Source organism: Chloroflexota bacterium (assembly GCA_013152435.1).
GTDB lineage: Bacteria > Chloroflexota > Anaerolineae > DUEN01 > DUEN01 > DUEN01.
Map to the genome: position 1 here is coordinate 13,443 of JAADGJ010000028.1, position 23,487 is coordinate 36,929.

Consider the following 23,487-nt stretch of genomic DNA (forward strand, 5'->3'; position numbering starts at 1 on the left):
CGGTCTCATGGGAGGCTTATATGATCCCCGGCCTTGGGAGCAGGCACCTAGTAGAGCAACCCTTGGAGCGACACATGCGCCCCGCTTATCTGCCCGCCGTCTGGCAAGCTCGTCTCCTGCGTATCGGAGGGTTCCTTCTGGCCATCGGCATCAGTGCCCTGATCATCCTGGAGCGGGATCGTCTGAGCTCTCTGGGGCACTATGGATATCCTGGGATCTTCCTCATCAGCATGGCCAGCAGTGCGACGATCCTCCTGCCAGCTCCCGGCATCGCCGTCGTCTTCGCGACGGGAAGCGTGCTCAGCCCCCTCCTCGTGGGCCTTGCGGCCGGCCTGGGCGAAACCCTGGGCGAGCTGACCGGCTACCTGGCCGGCGCCAGCGGTCGCGCCATCATCGAGGACAGAGAGCGCTATCAGCAACTCGTTGAGAAAACCCGACGATACGGCCTGTTCGTCGTCTTCTTCCTCTCCATGGTGCCCAACCCGGCTTTCGACCTGGCGGGAATCGCCGCCGGCGCCCTCCGGTTCCCCCTGAGCAGCTTCCTGGTCGCGTGCTGGGCGGGCAAGACGATCAAAACCACGGTCATCGCGCTCCTGGGCGCGGGATCGCTGGGGCTCCTCTCCCATCTCCTGTAAGAGCGTGTCTGAAATTACCAGCAAGGTGTCTGAGGGATCTCCCTCAACGACCAGCTCCACAGGGGGAGGTGTGGAGGGGGCCTCCCCTCCACGGAAGCCCCCCTTTTCCGGCCTGCACCTGCCTTTCTCGGCCCTTTCTGAAGGACCCAGGCCGAGGCCGGGCAGGTCGAAGGCAGAAGAAGGACTTCTTCCGGATCTGAGAAGCATACCACGAAGCCACTAAAGCCCAGGGGACAGCCGCCTCCCAAAATGAGACTCACGCCTATCCCGTCCAACCGGCCGCAGCCATGTCCCGACGCACCCCACTAACCAGGCGCCCCCACATCCCTACACGGTCCGGCTGGATCCTCGTCGCGCTGGCCGCCCATACCAGCTGGGGGGCATATCCCGTCCTGGCCCGCTACCTTCAGGTCGTGAGCGGCCTCCCCACCATGTCCCTCATCGTCACCGGGAACATCTTCGTCTTCATCGCGCTGGCGCTCGTCACATTCCGCCGCCTGGATCCTCGCGTCTTCCGATCCCCGATCCTGTGGATGTTCGCCCTGGCGGTCGTCTCCCGAGCCATCACCAACCTGCTCGCCGTGCGATTCACGCAGGCCATCTACGTGCAGCTGATCACGCTCATGACGCCCTTCCTGGTGGCCTTCCTCAGCGCCACGCTGCTACACGATCGCATCCCTCCCTACACCGGCCGCGCCACGGCCATCAGCCTCATCGGGGCACTGCTCATGATGAGCAAAGACCTCACACCGTCGAACACAAAGCTCGCCCTGAGCTCCACCGACGGGATCGGGATCGCGCTCGCCCTGGCCAGCAGCCTCTTCCTGGCCCTATACATGATCCTGGTCCGGCGAGCGGCCCAGCACAACATCTCCGGCGAGGCCCTCCTGATCACGCAGATGGTCACCATCATCAGCATCGCCACCATCTTGAGCCTGCTCCTCGGCGAGGACTGGCACCGCTGGCAGGCGCTCAGCCGGCGGGACTGGTACGTCTTCGCCGGGTTCGTGCTCGGCGTACTGGTCGGCGGCAATGTGACGCAGATCGGCGCCCTCCAGCACCTCGGCGCCCCCCTGGTCAGCAGCCTGCTGGCGTGGCGTTTAGTGAGCGCACTGGCCTTCGGGGCGCTGCTGCTCGACGAGCGCCTGACCTCCGTCTGGCAGGTCGCGGGAGCGCTCATCGTGCTCGTCACCATCACCTGGTACCTGCAACAACAACGTGGACGGGAGTAACGCGGGAGAGAAGGGGATAGCGATCAGCGGATTTCCAGTACAATCTCGTGAGCCCGTCCGGGGCGATAGCCTTCTGGCTATACGAATACCAGCAGGGCCGCCGTCAACAGCCCCATGAAACCCAGGATGAGCACCCCGTAGATGAGATTGAGCCGCATCACCCGGCCCTCCCGGCCCGCCAGCCCCACCGTGCTGCATCCCACGATCACCTTGGCAGGCGAGATCACGCTGCCGATCGCGCCCCCCACATTCTGCGCAGCCAGGATGATCAACGGATTGTACCCGATCACCTCGGCCGTCCGCTGCTGGAGCGGGGCGAACACCACGTTGGAGTTCGTGTTCGTGCCCGTCACAAAGCCGCCCAGCGCGCCGATAAAGGGGGCCAGGAAGGGGAGCGCACGGCCGACCACCCGGCTCATCCCCAACGCCAGCACGTAGGTCATCCCGCTATCGGCCATCGCCATCGCCATGCCCACCAGGAACAGGATCGCCAGGCTCGATTTCCACGCGCCGCGCGCCGTCCGCCGCACGATCCGTCCCGGAGTGCCCGGGGCATAGCATCCCAAACGCCGATAAACCAGGTAGGAGATCACGCAGGTGTAGAAGATCAACGCGCCCGCATGTCCGAACACGCTGATGGTGCGCCCGGTCCCGGCCGGATTCACCCATCCCAACGCCGTGCGGGTCTCGGGGAAGTGCATCACGATCCTGACGCGGTTGAGGAGATCAGGAAACGGAGGCACGAATTGCGCCACCACCACCACGAGAAGCAATATCAGGTAGGCGGATAAGGCCGCCGGCACACTTATGCGGATCGGCGCATCGAGGTGACGACGGTTGGCGAGCTGCTCCCCCGCCGATCCCCGGTACATGGGCAATCGAGTCAGAGCAGCCGCGACGGCCAGCCCCGTCAGCCCGGCGATGAACGACGCCAGATTCCACAAGCCGTGCGTGGCCATCCCATACTGCACGACGGCCATCACGCTCCCGATCACCAGGACGGCCGGGAGGCTGTGCCGCAGCGAGGGCCATCCCTGGTACAGGTAGGCGGGCACCAGGCCGGAGAAGAAGCAGGCTACCCCCAACAGGAACGTCGTCCAGGGCGCCAGCGTGAACCCGTCCATCCCGGTGATGGCCATCAGCGCGTAGAACGACGAAGCGATGCTGCCGAAGGTGATCGCCCAGGCGTGCCCGATGCTGGCGGCGACCACGCCGGTCATGGCCGGGAAGCCCAGCCCAACGAGCAACGGGGCGACCACGGCGACGGGCACCCCGAAGCCGGTCACCCCCTGGAGGAAGGAGGCGAAGACCCAGCTCAGGATCAGGAGTTGCATGGTGCGATCGGCCGTGAGCCGGGCCACCCCGACGCTGATCACCTGCAGGGCGCCGGCCTCATCCACCACATGGAACAAGGCCAGCGCAAACCAGACGATATACAGAACGAAAAACGTGAGCAGGAGCCCTTTCAGCTGGCTATACCAGAGAAGGCGCGTCCCACCGCCGAAAGCGAAGGCCGCCACGCCCAACGCCAGGCACCACCCCACCCATCCGGCCTTCGCCCCACTCCAGCGGGCGCCCACCATCAACGCCACGGAGACCAGGATTGGGGAGAAAGCCAGCAGCCAGGTGAACGGCCCGATCGATAGAGAGGACATCCGCTCGCCTCAGAGGACACACCGTGCAACACCAGGCCCCCGGCCTCTCTGGGAAGCCGGGGGCCTTCGACTCGACCAAAGCCAACGCCAGCCAAAGCCGACGCCAGCCCCTCCCGAACTCAATACTTGATCTTGCTGAAGAGCCGCAGCCCCTCCAGGCCGTACTCCTGCTCGATCCGTTTGGAGTGCTCAACCACCAGGTCGTAGATCCGCCGCAACTCCGCCACCGGATCGGCGTGATCGTCCACGCGCAGGTTATGGTACCAACGCGGGTCCGGGCTGGCCACCAGCAACGCCGCCGACTGCTTGCCCCGCTTGTCCCCGCCGGCCTTCTGGCCCGCCTCCAGCGCCCGGAGCAGACGCTCGCTGAGCTCCGCCCCCTCCCGCTCCGCCGCCTCGTACGCCTCAGCCATCGCGTCGATCACCTCCGGCCCCGTCAGCATATTCCCGGCGACGGTGTAATGCTTCCCCGCCCGGTGCCCCGCCCACTCGACGCACTGACTGCCCGTGAAGACGAACGAGCCTCGCGCATCCACGCCGTGCAGCTGGCGGATCTCCCGATCCTCATCCATCTGCAACAGGGCCTCCAGGGCGATCTGAATCTCCACACCGGCCTCTAACAGCGCCAACCCTTTCCGTCCTAGATCGGTGTTGACACGAGCCTGTGTGGCGATGGCGCCATGAAGGCTGACGAAGGGGACCAGACTCCCCACATTCGGCCGTGCTGTGCTCACGGCCACACCATAGCTTCCCTCGGCCGGACACCGGGCCGCAATGGAGAACGTATGCAGATCCATCAGTGCTGTACCTCCTGGTACTCTCGCACGTCGAACATATCCCGGAGGGCGTCCCCCAGGAAGTTGATGCTGAGGACGGTGATCATGATGGCCAGCCCGGGGAAGACCCCCAACCACCACGCCCGGGAGATGAACGTCCGGGCATCGCTCAGGATCAATCCCCACGTCGGCGTCGATGGCTTCACCCCCAATCCCAGGAAGGAGAGCCCAGCCTCGGCCAGGATGGCATAGGAGACGCTCACCGTGGCCTGCACGATGACCGGCGCCGTCGCGTTCGGGAGGACGTGTCGCAACAGGATGCGGGCGTCGGAGACCCCCACCGCCCGGGCCGCCGTCACGTACTCCTCCTCCCGGATGGACAGCACCATGCCGCGCATAACACGGGCGAAGTCGTCCAGAAACGCCAGCGTGATCGCCACGATCACGTTCTCCAGGCCGGTCCCGAACACGGCCACCAGATAGACGGCGATGATGAAATTGGGGAAGGCCCATTGCAAGTCGATGTAACGCATGATCAGGTTGTCGATCCAGCCACCGTAGTAGCCGGCCAACAACCCCATCAACACGCCGATCAGCAACGCCAGCACCACCGTGATGATGCCCACGGAGATCGACACCCGGGTGCCGTAGATGATCCGGCTGAACAGATCACGGCCCAGATCATCGGTCCCCAGCAGGTGCGTCCGGGACGGAGGCTCCAGATATTCAAACACCTGATCGTTCGGATCATAGGGGGCGACCTGGGCGGCGAACACAGCCGTGACGACCAAAACGATCAGGACGATCAGGCCGATCAGCGCCTTCTTGTCCCGCCACAGATATCGCAGCCAGGGCCGTCGTCGTTTGGGGGCGACGGCGAACGTATCGAACATCTCCTGCTCTACTTCGGCAACCGCGTTGAGCACGAGCCCACTCCCTACCCCTCATACCGGATTCGAGGATCGATCATCGTGTACAGGATATCCACCAGCAAGTTGGTGAAGACGAAGATCACCGACACCACCAGAATGGCCCCCTGCACCACCGGATAGTCCCGATTCAGGATCCCCTGGATCAACACCCGCCCCAGCCCCTGGATGGCGAACACGTTCTCCACGATCACCGTGCCCGACATCAACAGGGCGAAGGCGATCCCCATGACGGTGACCACCGGGATCAAAGCGTTCTTCAACGCGTGGACGAAGATGACCGCCCGCTCGGTCAAGCCCTTCGCCCGGGCGACCTTGATGTAGTCCGTCTTCAGCACCTCCAGCATGGCGGAGCGGGTCATCCGGGCGATGATGGCCGAAAAGGGCGTTCCCGCGGCGATGGCCGGCATGATGAGATGGGAAAGCCACGGCCAGAACCCTTTGGAAAGGGGCACGTAGCCGATGGCGGGCAGCCAGTGCAGGTTCACAGCGAATACGATGATCAGCAGGATGCCCAGCCAGAAGTCTGGCATACTGAGCCCCAGGAACGCCGCGAAGGTAAAGGTATGATCCAGCCAGGTATGTTTTTTCACCGCAGAGATGATGCCAGCTGAGATGGCCAGGGTTAACGAAAGGACGAAAGCGAACCCCGCCAGCGCCATCGTTCGGGGAAAGGCCTCACGGATGATCCGGCTCACCGCCACATTGCTGCCATAGATGGAGTTCCCCAGATCGCCTTGAAGCGCCCGGGCGAACCAGAGCACATATTGCACGTATACGGGACGATCGAGGCCGAACTTCCGGCGCAACACCTCGGCGGCCTCCGGGTCCACGTCGGCCAGCATGGCGCGGAAGGGATCGCCAGGGACCGCCCGCAGCATGAAGAAGACCAGCGTGGCCACGGCCCAGATCACGACCAACGAATAGAACACTCGCTTGACGATATATCGGCTCATCGTACCGCTTCGCACTCCCTCCAACAGCGTGTAGAGTCCTCCTCCCCGACGGACAACCCCGTCGAAGAGGAGGACCCACGACTATCCCCGACGCATCAGGGATCAGCTCTCCTCGATGGTGACGCGGTCCAGATCGACCAGCCCGGGGATCCGGCTCACGTCGGGATAGTTCACCTCTTTGCGATAGACCAGGATGTCCAGCGGATGGTAGAGGAACGCGGCCGCCACCTTGTCCGAGGTGATCTTATTCGCCTTCTGGACGAGCTCCTTCCGGCGCTCGAGATCCGTCTCGACGCGCTCCTGCTCGATCAGCTCATCGACCTCCTTGTCCGAGAAGAAGCCGAAGGCCATCGTCTCCTTATCCCGGTTGGGGCCGTTGAACTTGGACTCCGTCTGCATCCAGTCGACCAGCGCATCGTCGGGATCGTAGTCCCCACCGCTGCCGATGCGAAGCAGATCGAAGTCCATCGAGTCGAAGTGATCGATCAGGACCGGGAAGTCCTTGATGTCCAGCTCGATGTTGATGTTCAGGTTCTTCTTGAGGATATCGCTGATGATCTCGCCCTCACGCTTACCAGCCGGGGTCACCATCAGCTTGAGCGTGGGGAATCCCTCGCCGTTCGGATATCCGGCCTCGGCCAACAGGCGGCGAGCCTCCTCGAGATCGAAGCGCTGCTCGCTGGTCTCGTTGATCGAGGTGTCGAAGTAGAAGCGCATCGCCGGATTGACCGTGCCGAAGGCCGGCTGACCACGCCCAAACAGCGCTCGCTTGATCAGGTCCTGGCGATCGATCGCCTTGGCGATCGCCAGCCGGACCATGAAGCCCTTCTCCTTCTTCAGCTCCTCCACCGGCTTGTTGAAGTCCGGCACCTTGTACGGATCGCGCCACGGGTTGATCCACAGCGCCTGGAAGCCAGGCCCGGTGATCTGCGAGACCACCAGATCGGGGTTGGCCTCGAACCGATCGATCAGCTCAGCCGCGGGCGCATTGCCCCCGATGAGCTGAATGTCGCCGGCCTCGATCGCCGCCGCCAGCGGCTCCGGCTCCGGGATCGGGATGATGGTGACCTTGTCCAGCTTGGGCCGCTCCGGATCATAGTAGTCCTCGAACCGCTCCAACACCACACCCTGGCCCAGTTGATGCTCCACCACCCGGAAGGGCCCCGTTCCCACAGGGGTCAACCCGTATTGCTCGGTGCCCATCTCCTCCAGCGCACGCCGATTGACGATGGTCATGGCCCGGCCGCTGGAGCGCTCCAGCGTCTTGACCAGGAGCGACGCCTGCGGCTTCTCTAGGATGATCTTGACCGTGTAGTCATCCACCTTCTGCACGTCCTGGACGTTGGACAGGACGCGGGAGTGGATCGACTGGTCCGGATCCTTGGAGCGATTGTAGGTGAAGACGACGTCGTCCGCGGTAAACGGATCCCCGTTGTGGAAGGTCACCCCCTCGCGAAGGTGGAAGATCCACTCCAGGCCGTCCTCCGAGACCTCCCAATCCACGGCCAGATCTCCCTCGGCGGTCAGGTCGGGATTGATGTGGGTCAACCCGCTCAGGACGTTGGAGGTGATCTGGAACTGCAGGACCTGGTTGATCTGGGCCGGATCGAGCGTGCGAATCTCAGCGGTCCCCGCCCAGCCGGCGGTCAGCTCGCCCCCCCTCTTCTCCGGGGTCGGGGCCGGGGCCTTCTCTCCCTCGGGAGCCGCCACCTCGGGCGTAGCCGCAGTCGGAGCGCACGCCACCAGCACGTCTGACAACGTTAACATGCCGGCCGCGGCCAACAGACGCAGCACGGTGCGCCGGCTCATCTTGGGGCCCCGCAGGTCCGATCGGCTCAACCCGAACAGCGGGTCCTTAGGATCGAAGTCGTAGGCCCACTTCAGCTCCTCCCGAATGCGAGCCCGATCTCTCTTGCTGAGCTTACCCCACACTGTGCGCCTCCTTTCCTCTCTCTGTCTTTGTACAAGATGCCGTGTTCCCGAATACAAACAGCGGAGTTCATCCATGAGGCCGAACATGAATGAACTCCGCTGTCCATCCACACAATCGTCGAACGTTAAGGCCTGATCACATGAGAGTTCGATCCTTATTGTATCGTTTTTGTCGCACCTGTCAACCAAAGGCGGCTCTGCGCCCCGCCGTGGTAATCACGGCGGGGCCATCCCGATGCAGCGGAAGACGCAATATATAGGGCCAATCCCAGCACATAATACAAGATATTGGATAGGAGCGCCGTCCGCATAATTCTCCACAGGAGAACGTAGAGCTACCCAATCGAGATAGCATCCTGCGCAGACGTGAAAGACAGAAAAAACTCACTCAAATCTAGCGAGCAGCCATGCGCGTAATTGTGAGCGCAGAAAAAGGGCTTGCCTACCAGGGCCCGGAAGATACGGAAGACCTCCATCCCGCAGGCCGGACATGGGAGCCCGGCCTGCAGGCATCCATCACGTCATCACGCGGCGTGGGGATACGGCTCCGTTGCCTCCTCCGCCACGGCCAGCGGCACCACGCCATGAGCCGCATCGGTGCATGCCGTCAGCCGATTGGTCGGCGCGACGCGACGCTGGCGAGCCCGGATGCGCGCCAGCCGCTCCTCGCCCAGGGCCGCCCGCTCGGTGGGCAGATCGTGCGGATAATCCCGCGTCTCCCCAGTTCGGGCCAGCACATCCGGATCCAACAGATCGATCCGCCGGGCACGCAGGCGCAGGTGCAGGGCATCCCCTGTGCGCAGATACAGGATATGGCCGCCGTTCAACGCCTCGGGGGTCACGTGCCCGATGGCCGCGCCGTAGCTCACGCCGGAGAACCGCCCATCGCTGATCAGCGTCGTCAGCTTCTTCACAGCTCGGTTGGCGTTGATATGCTGCATCGGCGTGAACATCTCCGGCATGCCATAGGCGGCCGGCCCCTGCCCGCTGATCACCATGGCGATCTTCAGCGTGCCCTCACGCACCATCACGTCGAAGACGGCCTCCGCCTCCATCGTCGCCAGCCTCTCCACCGGCGTATACGTCCGGCCCTGTACGGTCGCCCGGCCGGTGTTGTGCCGGTGGATCGCCAGCAGCAGGTCACGATTCCCAGCCACCTCCTCCTTGAACCGATCCAACAGGTGGACATCCAACAGGGCCTGGTTGGCCTCGTCCTCGTTCTCGTAGTAGAGGACCAGTGCCACCGCCTCGTCGAACTCGTCAATCTGCTCCTCCGGCATGCCGCTGATCTTGACCACGGCCGATTCGAAGAAGTTGCCGGTCAGCACATCGACGCCGGCAGCGGGGCGCTTCGGCCGATGCAGGATGATGGGATTCTCCCGAACGTTTTCTGCCTCCAGCCCCCGGGGATCGCTCAGCCGCTCCCGCCACGAGGTCCCCGTCACGGTGGGGGCGTCCAGGCGCATGGGCACGCCGTTCTCCACCAGCTCGTGGATCATCGTCTCCATACCCCGGATCTGTCCCGCCCGACATTGCTGCGCCAGCACGAAGATGTCCCGCCCCTGGGTCAGGCTGTAGTCGAACAGATCGGGCACGGGGACGGCCCGCCGGATGCGATCCATATCCCACACGCTGAAGTCGTACCCGGCGTGGATCATGGCCGCCACGATGTGCATCATCAGGTTCGTCGACCCGCCGGTAGCCGCATGGACCCGCACCGCGTTCTCGATGTTCTGCACCACGATGCGACGCACGCTGAACGTCCCATCGTTGCAGAAACCCAGCATGGCATCCACGGCCGCGTTGATCTGCTCCTGCGTCGGCGGCTCGGTCAACAGCTCGACAGCCGGGTGTACCAGCCCGAAGGCGGAGACGACGTGGCGACTGGAATTCCCGGTGCCGTTGAAGGCGCACACGCCCCCCTTCGCGTCGCATGTGTTCACCGCCAGCCGCTTCTCAAAGCCCTTGTGCTGCGCAGCGGTGATGAGTCCCAGCTCACGAGCCCGGATGAGCACCCCCTGGAACGCCGTGTTGGACGAGCACTGCAGGATATACGACATCGCATCCCGCAGATCGTACGCGATGTCATCGTATCCCTGCTTCTCGGCCTCGACCGCCACCGCCTCCAGCTCGGTCCACAGATCGTCGGGGATGGTCCCCCCGCGCAGGACATGGGCCGGGGCGAAGGTGGCGAAGACGGGCGGCTCCCCCCGCTCCTGTCGTGTGCGATCCAGCAGCGCCAGCGCCGAGACGATGGCCAGCGGCGTCTTGTCGCATCCCTGGATGACGAAGGCGCCGTGATAGCATTGCCCCTCCATCTGGCTGACGACCATCTGGGTCACGGCGTTGCGGGACTGCAACGAATAGCTCATGCCCATAGTGCTCTGCGCCGTGCCGTCGCACATCACCGGCACGCCAAAGTAGAAGGGTACGCCGCCGCGCTGCCAGATGCGATACGCAGCCCTTAGCGCCGTCTCCAGATCCACGATATGGGCCGGGTGATCCCACGACCCGCCGATGATGGCCACCCGCGGGGCGTTGGCCTCCAGCCGGTCGTAGATGGCCTCCAACGTGCAATCGATGTCCGTATACCCCAGAAGCCGGCGGGCGCGATCCAGCAGGCCGGCCACGGTGATGGGCTCGTTCGCTTTGGCCTGCACGTTCTCACGATATGGGTTGATGTCGCTTTCGATCACCAGTGGGACAGAGGTCATGGCTGATCCACTCCGGTCGATAATGAGGTAGTGTATCTTTTTCGGTGGAAATACAGCAGGGAGCTTTGAGGGGCGCAGCCCCTCAAAAGAGACTTCCCGGTTTCCGCCCCTCACCTGCCTCGCCCGGCCTTGCCCACCCGAATCAGGCCGGGAAAGGACAGGTGCAAAGCGGAAAAAGAGGATGTTTTGGCGGAGGGAGGTCCCTCTCCGCACCTCCCCTGTGGGCTTGCGATGGGCCTCGCGGAATTTCCACCATCTTGGATACACTGCCCGATAAGAGTACAGATTGACAGATGGGGGCGTCCGACTATACTGGACCCGATGTTCACGGGCAAAACACAAATCTCAGGGAGGCATCCATGCGGTTGGCAACATTCATCCAGGACGGACAGTGGCGGCTGGGGGCCGTCATGGGCGATGAGATCATCGACCTGGCGGCAGCCCACGACGCGCTCCTGGGCGGCTATCATCTCCCGTCCGACATGCGCTCCCTCCTCGAGGCGGGCCCCGATGCCTGGAGCGAGGTCGAGCGCACGCTACAAGCCGGGGATCTGGCCCCGTTCGCCCGCCCGCTGGCCGGCGTCAAACTGGCCGCCCCCATCCCCAATCCGTCCAAAGTGGCCGCCATCGGCCAGAATTACATGGACCATGTGAAGGAGCAGGGGGCCGAGCCGCCCGACCATCCGATCCTCTTCGCCAAGTTTCCCACCAGCGTCATCGGCCCCGGCGACGAGATCCGCTGGGATCCGGCGCTGACCACCAAAGTGGACTGGGAGGTGGAGCTGGCCGTCGTCATCGGGCGGGAGGCTCGCCGCGTGCCGGCTGACCAGGCCTATGCGTACATCTTCGGATATACCGTCGCCAACGACGTCAGCGCCCGAGACCTCCAATTCTCCGACGGCCAATGGGTACGGGGGAAGTCCCTGGACACCTTCTGCCCCCTGGGGCCGTGGATCGTCACGAGGGACGAGATCCCCGATCCCCACCAGCTCCCTCTGCGCTGCAAGGTGAATGACGAGGTGGTCCAGGACTCTTGCACGGACCAGCTGATCTTCCGAGTGCCCCATCTCATCGAGTTCCTATCCCACGCCTTCACCCTGCTGCCCGGAGACGTCATCCTGACGGGCACGCCACCCGGCGTGGGACACTTCCGCACGCCGCCGCGATACCTGCAGGACGGCGACGTGGTAACCGTGGAGATCGACGGCATCGGAACGCTGAGCAATCCCTGTCGCACGGAGGGATAGCGTCGACCTCCCGGATTATAGCACAGTGCTCCATCAGCGGCGAGCGACAATAGACGAAAGCCGATGTCTTGGTGAAGGGAGGTCCCTTCGCACCACCCCTGTAGGCTTGCGATGGACATCGTGGGGCGTATAGACTACGACCACATCGCCGGCACCTACGCGAGGTGCCGGCGTGCCAGCGAACGCGTGATCGCTCACGTCACCGAAATGCTGAGCGGCCGGAAGATCGGCCGCGTCCTGGAAATCGGATGCGGCACGGCGAATCACCTGGTCGCGATCTCCGCAACTCTCGGCGCTCACGGGGTGGGCCTGGATCGATCCCTCGCCATGCTCCGCATCGCGCGAGGCGGGTATCCCGGTCTGCATTTCTGCCTGGCCGATGCGGAGGCCGTTTATCCCTTCCCGGCGAACACCTTCGACCTAGCCCTATGCGTGAACGTAATCCACTACATCACTCGCCTGGAGACGTTCTATCGGGAAGCCCAACGCGTCCTGCGTCCCGACGGGATCATCGTAACCGTAACCGACTCCAAAGAGGACATCAGGCGCCGCACCCTGTCTCATTACTTCCCAGAGACCATCCCCATCGAGCTTCGGCGCTATCCCCCCATCTCAGCTATCCAGCGAGCCATGGAAGCGGCCGGATTCCGAGAGATCCAGGTATCACACACGGAGCACGCGTTCCCGTTGGGCCCATCTCACGTGCGCAGATATCGCCAGAAGGCCTACTCGGCCCTGCGCCTCATCCCTGAGGAGGCCTTTCGGCGCGGGCTCGCCCGCCTGGAGCGGGAGGTCACGGGAAGGAGCGCTCAAGGGCAAGAGCTGTACACCTACATATGGGGCACCGCCCCCGCCGTCTGCAAAACGAAAAGGGGGAGCCCGTAAAAGGCTCCCCCTGAAAGTCGATGTGGGACAGGCTTGCGATCCCCGGCACGATGCCGATTATCGCTTCACCCGGAACGCCTTCATGCCCGGATAGACCGCCTGCTCGCCCAGCTCCTCCTCGATGCGCAGGAGCTGATTGTACTTGGCCACCCGGTCCGTCCGGGCCGGTGCGCCGGTCTTGATCTGTCCGGTGTTGAGGGCCACCACCAGATCGGCGATGGTGGTATCCTCGGTCTCGCCAGAGCGATGGGAGACGATGGCCGCCCAACCGGCGCGATGGGCCAGATCCACCGCGGCGATGGCCTCCGTCAGCGTGCCGATCTGATTCACCTTGCACAGCAGCGCCGTGCACGCCTTCTCATCGATGGCCCGCTGCACCCGCTCCACGTTGGTGACCAACAGGTCATCCCCCACCAACTGCACCCGATCGCCCAGGCGCTGGGTCAGCAGCTTCCATCCCTCCCAGTCGTCTTCGGCCATGCCGTCCTCAATGGAGATGATGGGGTACTTGTTAACCCAATCCTCGTAAAAGTCCACCATCTCCGCGCTGGTCAGGGAGCGGCCCTCCTTCTTGAGGACATACTTCCCATCCTCGTAGATCTCACTGGAGGCCGGGTCCAGGGCGATCCAGATGTCCTCACCCGCCTTGTAGCCGGCGGCCTCGATCGCCTCCAGGATCACCTCGATCGCCTCGGCGTTGGACTTGAGCGATGGCGCATAGCCTCCCTCATCCCCCACGTTGGTGCTGTATCCCCGCTTGGCCAGCACCTTCTTCAGCGCATGGTAGGTCTCCGCCCCCCAACGTAGCGCCTCGGCGAAGCTCTCAGCGCCCACCGGCATGATCATGAACTCCTGCAGGTCGGTGGAGTCCACCGCGTGCTTGCCGCCGTTCAGGATGTTCATCATCGGCACCGGCAGCACGCGAGCGCTGACGCCGCCGATATAGCGATACAACGGCAGCCCGATCGCGGCCGCCGCCGCCTTCGCCACCGCCAGGGAGACGCCCAGGATGGCATTGGCGCCCAGGTTGCCCTTGTTGGGCGTGCCATCCAGGTTGATCAGGAACTCGTCGATCCCCACCTGATCCAGCGCGTCCCACCCCAGAAGCTCCTCGGCGATGGTGGTGTTCACGTTCTCCACCGCCTTGAGGACACCCTTGCCGCCGTAGCGAGAGGCATCGCCATCACGCAGCTCAACGGCCTCATGCACGCCAGTGGAGGCGCCGGAGGGCACGGCCGCCCGGCCGACATCCCCACCGCTCAGGATCACCTCCACCTCAACGGTGGGATTCCCACGAGAGTCCAAAATCTCACGCGCGACGATATCTTCTATGATCGTGGTCACGGCTTCAACTCCTTTTCCGAATCCCCAATCTCCAACGATTAGAGATCGGGGATTGGTGATCTTCGCTCAGGATCGTTTCAGCCCCAAGGAATCATAAAGCTGATCGAAATCCATGCGCTCATCCAGCATCTTGCTAAAACGTTCGATCTTCGGACGCTGCTGGAAGCGGCTGCGCCCAAAGTACCCCTCCACGATCTCCACGGCCGTCAGGGTATCCTGTTGGCAGAGCAGCACAGGAACCCCCAGCTCCTCGGCCCGGGTGAGGATCATGGGATTGGGCATGATGTTGCCCGTCAAGATCAGGCAGCGGGTGGAGGTCTCCAGCGCCGCCAGCTGAATATCCGCCCGATCGCCGCCCGTGATCACAGCCTTGTTGGGCGTGCGACGGAAATAGGAGAGCGCGCTGTCTACGTTCATCGCCCCCACCATCACGGTCTCCACCAGGGCGTCTGCCTTCTCCGCGCAGGCCAGGATGTGCGCGCCCAATCCCTCCGCCAGCTCCGTGACGCTGGCAGCTTGCAGCAGCCGATCCCTGGGCAGGATGGCCAACACGGGGATCCCCTTGCGCTCCAGGAAGGGGCGGATCACCTCCTCCGCGTAGTCCAATTTGCTCTGCGGCACCGTGTTCAACACCACGCCGATCATCGGATCGCCCAGCCGCACCTTGGCTGTGAGCGCGTTGTCCACCATCCGGGGCTCCTCCCACCGGATGACCACCAGCGGACGGGCGTCCAGCATCTCCGCCACTCGCGGCGTGGGGAGGTTCACCATGTACCCCTCTCGAAGCGTCGCCCCTCCCTCCAGGATCACCACATCCCGATCCTGGCATACCTGATCGTATGCGGAGCGCAACACGGCCTCATAGTCCGTGTCGTCCTCACCACGCAGCAGACGCTCCGTATGTGCGGGGGTCAGGGCCACGGGGGCCAACACCTCCATCGGCTCAGGCAGGCCGAAAGCGTCCTTGATGAAGGCCACATCGTCATCCTTGGGCCCGGCCGGGCCCGGATGGGCAGCCACGTTCACGGGCTTCATATAGCCCACCCGCAGGCCGTCGCGTCGGAAGCGCAATCCGATCCCCACACAGATCGCGCTTTTTCCGGAAAACGTCTCGATAGAAGTTACGTACACGTTCGCCATTGGTTAGATCCTCCTGAACCTACGCGGCCAACACCAGACGCATATCGAGGGCCAGCGCGCCCTTGCCCCGGTCGAAGACCTTCAGAGGGTTGATATCCATTTCTACGATCTCCGGGAAGTCCGTCACCAGCTGCGAGATCCTCAGCAAGATGTCTGCGATCGCCTCCAGGTCGGACGGCTCCTCGCCTCGCACGCCCCGAAGCAATGGATACGCCCGGATCTCCCGCATCATCTCCATGGCAGCCCGACGTCCGATCGGCGCCACCCGGAATGTGACGTCCTTCAACGCCTCGACGTAGATCCCCCCCAACCCGAAGAGCAACAGGGGGCCGAACTGGGGATCGCGGCTCATCCCCAGGATCACCTCTTTGCCGCCGCTCACCTGTTGCTGTACCAGACATCCCCAGATCTCCGCGTTGGGCATGTACCGCCCCGCCCGATAGGTGATCAGGTCAAAGGCGTCACGCACATCCGAGGCGGTCATCAGATTGACTTTGACCCCGCCGATGTCCGTCTTGTGCAGGATGTCCGGCGAGGCGATCTTCATCACCACCGGGTACCCAATGCGCTCGGCGATCTCCACCGCCTCCTCCGCCGAGCGGGCCAACTCCGATTTGGGCAAGGGTACACCATACGCCTCCAAAACGGCTCGCGCCTCCACCTCGCCCATGGTCACACGGCCGCTGGATCGTACCGCATCAAAGACCTGGCGCACACGCTCCCGGTCCGCCTCAAATCGAGGGATCTCATCATCGGGCTGCTCCAGCCACTGGCGGTAAGACCACATGGCCGCCAACGCCTCGGCCGCCCGTTCAGGCACCTGGTAGTTCGGCACACCGCCTCGATTGAGGATATCCACGCCCGGGCCCACGTTCGCCTCCCCCATGAAGCAGCCCAGGATGGGTTTGCTCGACCGCTGCGAGACCCGCACAACCGCCTCGGCCGTCTTCTCGATCTCCGTCATGAACTGCGGCGTGAGGATCACGATCACCGCGCCCACATTGGGGTCGTTGACGGCGGCCTCCACGGCCAGCTCGTAACGATCGGCCAGCGCATCCCCCAACACGTCGATGGGGTTGAGCACGCTGGCTGCGGCCGGCAGGTGATCGCCCAGATTCTGGCGGGTCTCATCGGTGAGCTGCGCCAGGTGCAACCCCGCCTTTTCTAAGGCATCCGTACACATGATGCCCGGCCCCCCCGCGTTGGTCACCACGGCCACCCGATCGCTTTCCGGGATCGGCTGGCGGGCGAACGCGACGGCGAAGTCAAACAGCTCCTGCACCGAGCGAGCCCGGATCACCCCCGTCTGCTTGAAGGCCGCTTCGTATGCGCGATCCGATCCGGCCAACGTCCCCGTGTGCGAGGAGACCGCCCTGGATCCAGCGCTGGTCGTGCCGGACTTGATGGTGATCACCGGCTTCTTGCGGGTTACCTCGCGCGCCACCTGCATGAAGCGAGGTCCCTCCGTGATCCCCTCCAGGTAGGCCGTGATCACCGCCGAGTGGGGGTCATCCGCCCACGCCTCCAAGAAATCGATCTCGTTCAGATCCGCTTTGTTCCCCAATGAGACGAAGCGGGAAAAGCCGATCCCCTGCGGCTTGGCCATGTCCAGGATCGAGGTACACAGCGCCCCGGACTGGGACATAAAGGCGATGCTGCCCTGATCGGGCATGGTGGCCGCAAATGAGGCGTTTAGCGGGACTAGCGTATCGATGATCCCCAAGCAATTCGGGCCGATGATCCGGATGCCGTACTGCTTTGCGATACGAAGCAGCTCGCGCTCACGCTGCATGCCCTCGGGACCGATCTCTCGGAACCCGGCCGAGATGATCACGACTCCGCGTATACCTTTCCGGCCACATTCATCCAGCACTTTGGCGATAAACTGGCTGGGGATCACTATCACGGCGAGATCGATGGGCCCAGGCACATCAAGCACGCTGGGATACGCTTTTAGGCCCAGGATCTCGCCACCCTTGGGGTTGATCGGATAGATCGAGCCGGGAAAGCCATACTGGAGCACGTTCTGGAGGACCGCATAGCCAAGCTTGCCAGGAGTCTTCGAGGCTCCGATGATTGCAACCGATTCGGGAGAAACAAATGGCTCCAGCATTGGACGAGTCCACTCCGTTGTATTATGTACCCTGCGAAAGGCCATCGACAATCTTACCCCAGAGTGTCTGAATTGGCAAAACATGATGTCCCCGGGTCGTGCCGCCCCTTTGCCTGGATAACCTGGCAGAGACAAACCGCTTGGCCCACGCCCGGGATCGTGGTAGAATGTCCACCAAAAGCAATCGCATTTTAGACACGCCCTTAGTGAAAAAGCTGTTGCTTCTGCTGGGGGAAGGCCTGGAGGGGCTCCCCCCTGTGAAGCCGGTAGCTGAGGGAGCTCCTCAGACGCCCTACCGGCAAATCTTCAGACACGCTCTTATCAGAGACGAGAGGCCAAGGGATTACGAGTCGAGAGGATAGCGTGATGAGCAAGTCGATCATCTATATGGACCACTCCGCCACCACCCCGGTGGACCCGCGGGTGGTCGAGGCGATGCTCCCGTATTTCACAGAGCGCTACGGGAACCCGTCTAGCCTGCACCGTCTGGGCCGAGAGGCCAGCCAGGCCATGGAGGATGCGCGCCGGACCGTGGCCGAGATCCTGAGCTGCCATCCCCACGAGGTCGTCTTCACCTCATGCGGGACGGAAAGCGACAACATGGCCCTGCGCGGCGTGGCCCTGGCCCAACGAGCGCGCGGCCGGGGGAACCACATCGTCACCACCGCCATCGAGCATCATGCCGTCTTGCACACCGCGGAGGATCTGCGCGACCGCTACGGGTTCGAGATCACCGTCGTACCCGTGGACGGGGAGGGGCTCGTGCACCCGGAGGCGATTCGGGAGGCGCTGCGGGACGACACCGTGCTGGTCAGCGTGATGTACGCCAACAACGAGGTGGGGACGATCCAACCGCTGCCCGAGATCGCCGCCATCACCCGAGAGCGCGGCATCCCCCTGCACACCGATGCCGTGCAGGCCGGGGGTTACCTTCCGCTCGACGTGGACGCGCTCGGCGTGGACCTGCTCAGCCTCTCCGCCCACAAATTCTACGGCCCCAAGGGCGTAGGCATCCTGTACGTACGTCGGGGGACGCCGCTCTGGCCGATCCAAACCGGGGGCGGCCACGAACGGGGGCGCCGGCCGGGGACGGAGAACATCCCCTACATCGTCGCCCTGGCCACCGCCCTACGGCTGGCGCAGGAGGAGCGAGAGGCGGAGGCAGCTCGATTGACCGCCCTGCGAGATCGCCTGATCGACGGCATCGAGGCCCGCATCCCGGACGTCCGGCTCACCGGGCATCGGACCCGCCGGCTGCCGGGCCACGCCAGTTTCATCATCCGGGGTGTAGAAGCCGAGGGGATGCTCATGGGATTGGATCTGGAAGGCATCTGTGCTTCCAGCGGCTCCGCCTGCACATCCGGCGCCCAGGAGCCCTCCCATGTGCTGACGGCCATGGGCATCCCGAGACGAGATGCCGTGGGACATCTGCGGCTGACGCTGGGGCGCAGCACCCGTCCGGAGGATGTGGATCGGGTGCTGGACGTCCTGCCCGGCATCGTGGAACGGCTGCGCGCCTACGCCCCCTCCTGGGCATAAGGACGGCCATGACCCGAGAGCGCGTCGTCGTCGCCATGAGCGGCGGGGTGGACAGCTCCGTGGCCGCGGCGCTCCTGGTGGAACAGGGCTACGAGGTCATCGGGGTGATGTTGCGCCTGTGGGCCGAGATACGCCCCGGGCTCCCCAGCCTGAATCGATGCTGCTCCGATGAGGCCGTGGAGGACGCCCGCCGGGTCGCCGGGATCCTGGGCATCCCCTTCTACCTCCTAAACGTCGAAAGGCCGTTCAAGGAGCACGTGGTCGACCGCTTCATCGCCGGGTACGCCAGCGGCGTCACACCCAACCCATGCCTGTATTGCAACCGCCACATCCGCTTCGGGCGCCTGTTGAACTATGCGATAGGCATCGGGGCGAGCGCGCTGGCCACAGGGCATTATGCCCGTGTCCGACGGACCCCGGACGGCACCTATCAGCTGCTGCGGGCCGTCGATCGGGCCAAGGACCAGTCCTACGTGCTCTACGTGGTCCGACAACAGGAGCTGGCCCACCTGCGCTTCCCCATCGGGCACCTGACCAAGGAGGAGGTCCGAAGGCGGGCGCGCGAGCTCGAATTGCCGGTGGCGGAGAAGGAGGAGTCGCAGGAGATCTGCTTCGTCGCCGACGGGGATTATCGGCGCTTCCTGGCGGACTGGGCACCCCACGCCGTGCGCCCCGGCCCCATCGTGGATCGGGCCGGGAACGTGCTGGGACAACACAAGGGACTGCCCTACTACACCGTCGGGCAACGACGCGGGCTGGGCATCGCCGCCCGGGAGCCCCTGTACGTGCTGAAGCTGGATGTGGGACGCAACGCGGTGGTCGTGGGCACCCGAGACGAGTTGGGACGTGATGAGCTAACCGCCGCTCATGTGAACTGGATCTCCGGCCGGCCGCCTGAGGGGGAGATCGCCGTCACCGCCAAGATCCGCTACAAGGGCGCCGAGGTGGCAGCCCGGGTGCGGCCGCTGCCGGGAGGGAGAGTGCACGTCCGGTTCGACCGCCCGCTACGCGACATCACGCCGGGACAGGCGGTGGTCTTCTACCAGGACGACGTCTGCCTCGGCGGGGGGATCATCGAGCCGGAGGACCGGCCCTTGCCTCCAGAGCTGGACATGGGGTGAGCCATGCACATACCGATACCGCCCGCATGGGTGCTGGGCTTCCTGATCGCCAGCCTATACGGGACCGCCTTCCACATCTGGCGGGGCGAGTCCCTGCAAGATCTATCCCGCTTCCTCATCGCCGCATGGATCGGCTTTGGCCTGGCACAATGGGGTAGCTACCTCGCCGATCTGATGCTGGTACGCATCGGGCAACTGGACATCGCAAGCGCCACGCTGGGAGCATGGTTGGCCTTATTCATTGCTCGTCGTCTATAAATGTGATACAATCGGCACAGGAGGTGCCACACTCCCATGAACGGCGAGACACGACAGGGCATCCGCAAATGGCAGATCGGCCTGATCGCAGCGATCATCCTGGCCCTCATCGGGCTTGCGATCTACGCGCTGGCCGTCAAGCCGGTACGCGCCCAGGTGGTGCGTGATCTCTTCATCATCTTCATCTCGATCGAAGTGCTGGCTGTGGGGGTGCTCCTGAGCATCCTCATCTGGCAGATCTACCAGCTGATTCGCACGCTGCAAGAAGAGGTATTACCTATCCTGCGATCCACCCAGGATGCGGCCGATACGGTGAAGGAGACCGCCTCCTTCGTCAGTGAGCGCGTCGTATCTCCCATCGCCAAGGCCTCCGGGTACATCGCCGGGCTACGAGAGGCCGCAGCCACGCTGGCCGGCCGGTCGCGAGATGGGGATCGCTAAAGCGGCGAAAGGACCGACATCCTTGGCAAGGCGAAGGCCGAGCCTGATGGCCGGCGATACGGAGGCCATTCCGCTTTGCTGAGCATCTCGGACGCGTGAGGAGGGAGCGTTATGGACGAGCGAAGGAACAACGGTGGTGGGTCCTTCTTCTGGGGATTTATCCTGGGCGCTTTGAGCGGCTTCGTATCCGCTCTGTTCCTGGCGCCCCGGTCGGGACACGAATTGCGTAGGGAGATCGTGGAGCGAGGACAGGACCTGAAGGAGCGTGCCGACGAAGCACGCCAGAGAGCGGAGGAGATCATCGCCGAGGCTCGAGAGCGCAGCGATGAGATCGTCGCTGAGGCGCGCCAGCGGGCGGAGGAGATTCTCGCCGAAGCCCAACGGAAAGCGGAGCCGATCCTGGAGGAAGCCCGCACAAAGGCGGAGCCGATCCTGAAGGAGGCGGAACAGCGGGCGGAGGAGATCGTCGCCGAGGCACGCAGGCAGGCGGAGGAGATCATCGCCGAGGCGCGCCGCAAAGCCGGCTCCGAGCCAGAGGAATCCTCCGAGTCGGAAGGGGAAGAGGACGCCGAGAGCTGACCAGCGTCCTCCAATACCCGAGTCACCGAAAACGGGCGGGCCCATGGGGTCCGCCCGTTCGTTTTCCGACGTGAGCGCCGACGTTGCTATGCCCCCTCCCCCACCAACCGGCATATGGCTTCCGGCAACCGGGACAGCAGATCCCCCGCGACCATGCCCGTCTCGCCCAGATCCCGACGCGCCAGCTCGCCCGCCAGGCCGTGCAGATATCCTCCCAGGACCGCCGCATCAAAGGGGGTGAGGCCCTGCGCCAGCAGCCCGACGATGGCGCCGGCCAGCACGTCCCCCGTGCCGCCGGTCGCCAACCCCGGGTTCGCAAAGGGGAGGATCCTTACCTGCCCCTCCGGCGCAGCAACGATGGTATACGCCCCTTTCAATAGGACCACCTGCCCCCACTCCCGGGCACAAGAACGGGCGACCCCCAGCCGATCCGCGTTCACCTCCCGAGTGCCCGTCCGGCAGAGGCGGGCCATCTCCCCCGGATGCGGCGTGAGGACGCAGTTGGGGGGCAGGCTATCCGCCCAATGCTCCAGCTTCGCCAAGGCGTTTAGCGCGTCGGCGTCCACGACGGTGGGCGGCAACGCCGGCCGGCCACCCGTCTCCTCTTCCTCCTCATGGGGCAGGAAGCCGAGGTGGCCACGGCCTCGCCGCACCGCCCGGCCGCCCAACAGGAACTCCTGGACGAACGTGACCGTCTCCTTCTCCTGGCTAAGCCCCGGCCCGATGAGGAGCGACCGATAGCCGTCGATCTGCTCATCCAGTACCCGGCAGGCATCCGGAGCGATCACGCCCATATCCTGGGGCAGCACCAACCAGGTGGTCTCGTGCAGAGCGGACGCCAGAACCGGATGCAGGGAGCGGGGGACGGCCATGGTCACCAGACCCGCCCCCACCCGGGTGGCCGCCGCGCCCGCCAGATACGCCGCCCCGACATAGTTCACCGACCCGGCCACCACCAACGCCCGACCAAACGTACCCTTGTGCGCGTTGAGCGGCCGCTCCGGGAACAGCGCACGCATCGCCTCGGGCGTCGCCAGCTCCACCTGCACATCATCCGCCAGCTCCGGCGGCGTGCCGATATCGGCCACCAGCAAGCGCCCCAGAGCGCCCGCCCCCGGGAACAGGAAGTGGCCTACCTTAGGATACGCGAAGGTCACCGTAACATCGGCGGCAAGGGCGGTCGGATCCAGCTCGCCGGTGTCGCAATTCAGGCCGCTGGGACAATCCACCGCCACGATCTCCGGCTGCGGCGGCGAGGACGCCGCCTCCCCCCCAGCCGCAGGCGGGATGGCAAGGGCGGGAACGATGGACATCTCTTCCTCCGAGGCGGCCCTTCCGGACTGCGCCCGTCGCCCATGCACGACCCGCTGGGCCAGCTCCAAGACCGATTTGATCGGATCACGCAGCGGCGCTGTGACCCCGGTGCCCAGCAAGGCGTCCACGATGACGCCGGCCTCGGAGAGCCAGGCCCGCAGCCGGGCGTGGTCGGCATCGTCCACCTCGTCCCGCACCTCAACGCCGGCCCGGATCGCCCGTTCCCGGTTCTCATCTCCATCGGGTTTCCGCTTCACGCAGTAAGCGCGCACGGAGTATCCCCACTGGGCCAGGTTCCGGGCGGCCACCAGGCCATCCCCGCCGTTGTTCCCCGGCCCGCACAACACCAGGATCGGGGCGGACCGGGACCACGTCGTCTCCTCCCGAACGGCCTCGGCCACCGCACGGCCGGCGTTCTCCATCATCTGCGCATAGGAGAGGCCCCTCGCATCGGCCTCCCGCTCAATCCGGCGCATCTCCTCCGTCGTGACGATCTTCATCATCCCACCCCTCAAGCTGCCAGCGTCATGAATTATGTCAACACGATATTCGCAAATGGGCCCAGCCGGGCTACGCCCGAGTATACCACCCACCGGCAGGGTAAGGAAATTCAGGGGACGAGCGCCAGGTGGTGCATCCCTCCTGCCCCCCAAATCAGGCCGGGAAAGGGCAGGTGC

The 23,487-nt window shown here is 64.4% G+C and carries 19 protein-coding genes; 9 read left to right on the forward strand and 10 right to left on the reverse strand.

The window, feature by feature from the left end:
• Positions 1 to 74: 74 nt before the first annotated feature.
• Both GXP39_03635 and GXP39_03640 read left to right on the forward strand, forming a co-directional pair.
• Positions 75 to 635, forward strand: coding sequence for a VTT domain-containing protein (locus GXP39_03635; GenBank protein NOZ27131.1), 561 nt, complete (start codon positions 75 to 77; stop codon positions 633 to 635).
• Between the two features lie 287 nt (positions 636 to 922).
• Positions 923 to 1,867: a DMT family transporter gene (locus tag GXP39_03640; GenBank protein NOZ27132.1), complete on the forward strand. Its 945-nt coding sequence runs from the start codon at positions 923 to 925 to the stop codon at positions 1,865 to 1,867.
• Positions 1,868 to 1,944: 77 nt separating this feature from the next.
• Here the strand turns inward: GXP39_03640 and GXP39_03645 are convergent, their stop codons facing one another.
• The 6 genes from GXP39_03645 to GXP39_03670 all read right to left on the reverse strand — a co-directional run bounded on the left by GXP39_03645 (position 1,945) and on the right by GXP39_03670 (position 10,829).
• On the reverse strand, positions 1,945 to 3,522 hold the full coding sequence (locus GXP39_03645) for an L-lactate permease (protein NOZ27133.1): 1,578 nt from the start codon (positions 3,520 to 3,522) through the stop codon (positions 1,945 to 1,947).
• A 119-nt stretch (positions 3,523 to 3,641) separates the two neighbouring features.
• Positions 3,642 to 4,319 (reverse strand): DUF1028 domain-containing protein, encoded by a 678-nt coding sequence (locus GXP39_03650; protein NOZ27134.1) that lies wholly within the window; start codon positions 4,317 to 4,319, stop codon positions 3,642 to 3,644.
• Positions 4,319 to 5,191, reverse strand: coding sequence for an ABC transporter permease (locus tag GXP39_03655; protein NOZ27135.1), 873 nt, complete (start codon positions 5,189 to 5,191; stop codon positions 4,319 to 4,321). The genes GXP39_03650 and GXP39_03655 overlap by 1 nt, the downstream gene beginning before the upstream one ends.
• 44 nt (positions 5,192 to 5,235) lie before the next feature.
• Positions 5,236 to 6,183 carry an ABC transporter permease gene (locus tag GXP39_03660; protein NOZ27136.1) on the reverse strand — a complete coding sequence of 316 codons (948 nt, stop codon included), beginning with the start codon at positions 6,181 to 6,183 and terminating at the stop codon, positions 5,236 to 5,238.
• Between the two features lie 102 nt (positions 6,184 to 6,285).
• On the reverse strand, positions 6,286 to 8,115 hold the full coding sequence (locus tag GXP39_03665) for an ABC transporter substrate-binding protein (protein ID NOZ27137.1): 1,830 nt from the start codon (positions 8,113 to 8,115) through the stop codon (positions 6,286 to 6,288).
• A 524-nt stretch (positions 8,116 to 8,639) separates the two neighbouring features.
• Positions 8,640 to 10,829 (reverse strand): dihydroxy-acid dehydratase, encoded by a 2,190-nt coding sequence (locus GXP39_03670; protein NOZ27138.1) that lies wholly within the window; start codon positions 10,827 to 10,829, stop codon positions 8,640 to 8,642.
• A 359-nt stretch (positions 10,830 to 11,188) separates the two neighbouring features.
• Between GXP39_03670 and GXP39_03675 the strand changes: the two genes are divergently transcribed.
• Positions 11,189 to 12,076 (forward strand): fumarylacetoacetate hydrolase family protein, encoded by an 888-nt coding sequence (locus GXP39_03675; protein NOZ27139.1) that lies wholly within the window; start codon positions 11,189 to 11,191, stop codon positions 12,074 to 12,076.
• A gap of 111 nt (positions 12,077 to 12,187) precedes the next feature.
• Complete coding sequence (locus tag GXP39_03680; GenBank protein NOZ27140.1) at positions 12,188 to 12,961, forward strand: class I SAM-dependent methyltransferase; 774 nt, start codon at positions 12,188 to 12,190, stop codon at positions 12,959 to 12,961.
• Positions 12,962 to 13,018: 57 nt separating this feature from the next.
• Here the strand turns inward: GXP39_03680 and eno are convergent, their stop codons facing one another.
• The 3 genes from eno to GXP39_03695 all read right to left on the reverse strand — a co-directional run bounded on the left by eno (position 13,019) and on the right by GXP39_03695 (position 17,558).
• Entirely contained in the window at positions 13,019 to 14,305 is a 1,287-nt protein-coding gene (gene eno, locus GXP39_03685; protein NOZ27141.1) for a phosphopyruvate hydratase, read from the reverse strand.
• A gap of 66 nt (positions 14,306 to 14,371) precedes the next feature.
• Positions 14,372 to 15,445 carry a phosphotransacetylase family protein gene (locus tag GXP39_03690; protein ID NOZ27142.1) on the reverse strand — a complete coding sequence of 358 codons (1,074 nt, stop codon included), beginning with the start codon at positions 15,443 to 15,445 and terminating at the stop codon, positions 14,372 to 14,374.
• A gap of 19 nt (positions 15,446 to 15,464) precedes the next feature.
• A complete protein-coding gene (locus GXP39_03695; GenBank protein NOZ27143.1) occupies positions 15,465 to 17,558 on the reverse strand; it encodes an acetate--CoA ligase in 2,094 nt (697 codons plus the stop codon).
• A 366-nt stretch (positions 17,559 to 17,924) separates the two neighbouring features.
• Here GXP39_03695 and GXP39_03700 point away from each other — a divergent pair, with 366 nt between their 5' ends.
• The 5 genes from GXP39_03700 to GXP39_03720 all read left to right on the forward strand — a co-directional run bounded on the left by GXP39_03700 (position 17,925) and on the right by GXP39_03720 (position 21,496).
• Positions 17,925 to 19,097, forward strand: a complete 1,173-nt coding sequence (locus tag GXP39_03700) for a cysteine desulfurase (GenBank protein NOZ27144.1) — start codon at positions 17,925 to 17,927, stop codon at positions 19,095 to 19,097.
• Positions 19,098 to 19,105: 8 nt separating this feature from the next.
• A complete protein-coding gene (gene mnmA, locus GXP39_03705) occupies positions 19,106 to 20,218 on the forward strand; it encodes a tRNA 2-thiouridine(34) synthase MnmA (GenBank protein ID NOZ27145.1) in 1,113 nt (370 codons plus the stop codon).
• A gap of 3 nt (positions 20,219 to 20,221) precedes the next feature.
• Complete coding sequence (locus GXP39_03710) at positions 20,222 to 20,476, forward strand: hypothetical protein (protein NOZ27146.1); 255 nt, start codon at positions 20,222 to 20,224, stop codon at positions 20,474 to 20,476.
• 36 nt (positions 20,477 to 20,512) lie between these two features.
• Positions 20,513 to 20,917: a hypothetical protein gene (locus tag GXP39_03715; GenBank protein NOZ27147.1), complete on the forward strand. Its 405-nt coding sequence runs from the start codon at positions 20,513 to 20,515 to the stop codon at positions 20,915 to 20,917.
• A 111-nt stretch (positions 20,918 to 21,028) separates the two neighbouring features.
• On the forward strand, positions 21,029 to 21,496 hold the full coding sequence (locus tag GXP39_03720) for a hypothetical protein (protein ID NOZ27148.1): 468 nt from the start codon (positions 21,029 to 21,031) through the stop codon (positions 21,494 to 21,496).
• An 86-nt stretch (positions 21,497 to 21,582) separates the two neighbouring features.
• On the opposite strand, the gene GXP39_03725 is transcribed toward GXP39_03720, so the two are convergent.
• The gene (locus tag GXP39_03725; GenBank protein ID NOZ27149.1) at positions 21,583 to 23,313 is read right to left on the reverse strand and encodes an NAD(P)H-hydrate dehydratase; all 1,731 of its coding nucleotides are present in this window, start codon (positions 23,311 to 23,313) and stop codon (positions 21,583 to 21,585) included.
• Positions 23,314 to 23,487 lie beyond the last annotated feature (174 nt).

What these genes read in the sequence shown, in the direction of transcription:
- GXP39_03640 (NOZ27132.1), top strand. Translation starts at nt 923, where the DNA reads ATGTCCCGACGCACCCCACTAACCAGGCGCCCCCACATCCCTACACGG.
- GXP39_03725 (NOZ27149.1), bottom strand. Translation starts at nt 23,313, where the DNA reads ATGATGAAGATCGTCACGACGGAGGAGATGCGCCGGATTGAGCGGGAG.
- GXP39_03695 (NOZ27143.1), bottom strand. Translation starts at nt 17,558, where the DNA reads ATGCTGGAGCCATTTGTTTCTCCCGAATCGGTTGCAATCATCGGAGCC.
- GXP39_03690 (NOZ27142.1), bottom strand. Translation starts at nt 15,445, where the DNA reads ATGGCGAACGTGTACGTAACTTCTATCGAGACGTTTTCCGGAAAAAGC.
- GXP39_03715 (NOZ27147.1), top strand. Translation starts at nt 20,513, where the DNA reads ATGAACGGCGAGACACGACAGGGCATCCGCAAATGGCAGATCGGCCTG.
- GXP39_03650 (NOZ27134.1), bottom strand. Translation starts at nt 4,319, where the DNA reads ATGGATCTGCATACGTTCTCCATTGCGGCCCGGTGTCCGGCCGAGGGA.
- GXP39_03710 (NOZ27146.1), top strand. Translation starts at nt 20,222, where the DNA reads ATGCACATACCGATACCGCCCGCATGGGTGCTGGGCTTCCTGATCGCC.
- GXP39_03680 (NOZ27140.1), top strand. Translation starts at nt 12,188, where the DNA reads ATGGACATCGTGGGGCGTATAGACTACGACCACATCGCCGGCACCTAC.
- GXP39_03660 (NOZ27136.1), bottom strand. Translation starts at nt 6,183, where the DNA reads ATGAGCCGATATATCGTCAAGCGAGTGTTCTATTCGTTGGTCGTGATC.
- GXP39_03700 (NOZ27144.1), top strand. Translation starts at nt 17,925, where the DNA reads ATGAGCAAGTCGATCATCTATATGGACCACTCCGCCACCACCCCGGTG.
- GXP39_03720 (NOZ27148.1), top strand. Translation starts at nt 21,029, where the DNA reads ATGGACGAGCGAAGGAACAACGGTGGTGGGTCCTTCTTCTGGGGATTT.
- GXP39_03675 (NOZ27139.1), top strand. Translation starts at nt 11,189, where the DNA reads ATGCGGTTGGCAACATTCATCCAGGACGGACAGTGGCGGCTGGGGGCC.
- GXP39_03655 (NOZ27135.1), bottom strand. Translation starts at nt 5,191, where the DNA reads ATGTTCGATACGTTCGCCGTCGCCCCCAAACGACGACGGCCCTGGCTG.
- GXP39_03645 (NOZ27133.1), bottom strand. Translation starts at nt 3,522, where the DNA reads ATGTCCTCTCTATCGATCGGGCCGTTCACCTGGCTGCTGGCTTTCTCC.
- mnmA (NOZ27145.1), top strand. Translation starts at nt 19,106, where the DNA reads ATGACCCGAGAGCGCGTCGTCGTCGCCATGAGCGGCGGGGTGGACAGC.
- GXP39_03635 (NOZ27131.1), top strand. Translation starts at nt 75, where the DNA reads ATGCGCCCCGCTTATCTGCCCGCCGTCTGGCAAGCTCGTCTCCTGCGT.
- GXP39_03670 (NOZ27138.1), bottom strand. Translation starts at nt 10,829, where the DNA reads ATGACCTCTGTCCCACTGGTGATCGAAAGCGACATCAACCCATATCGT.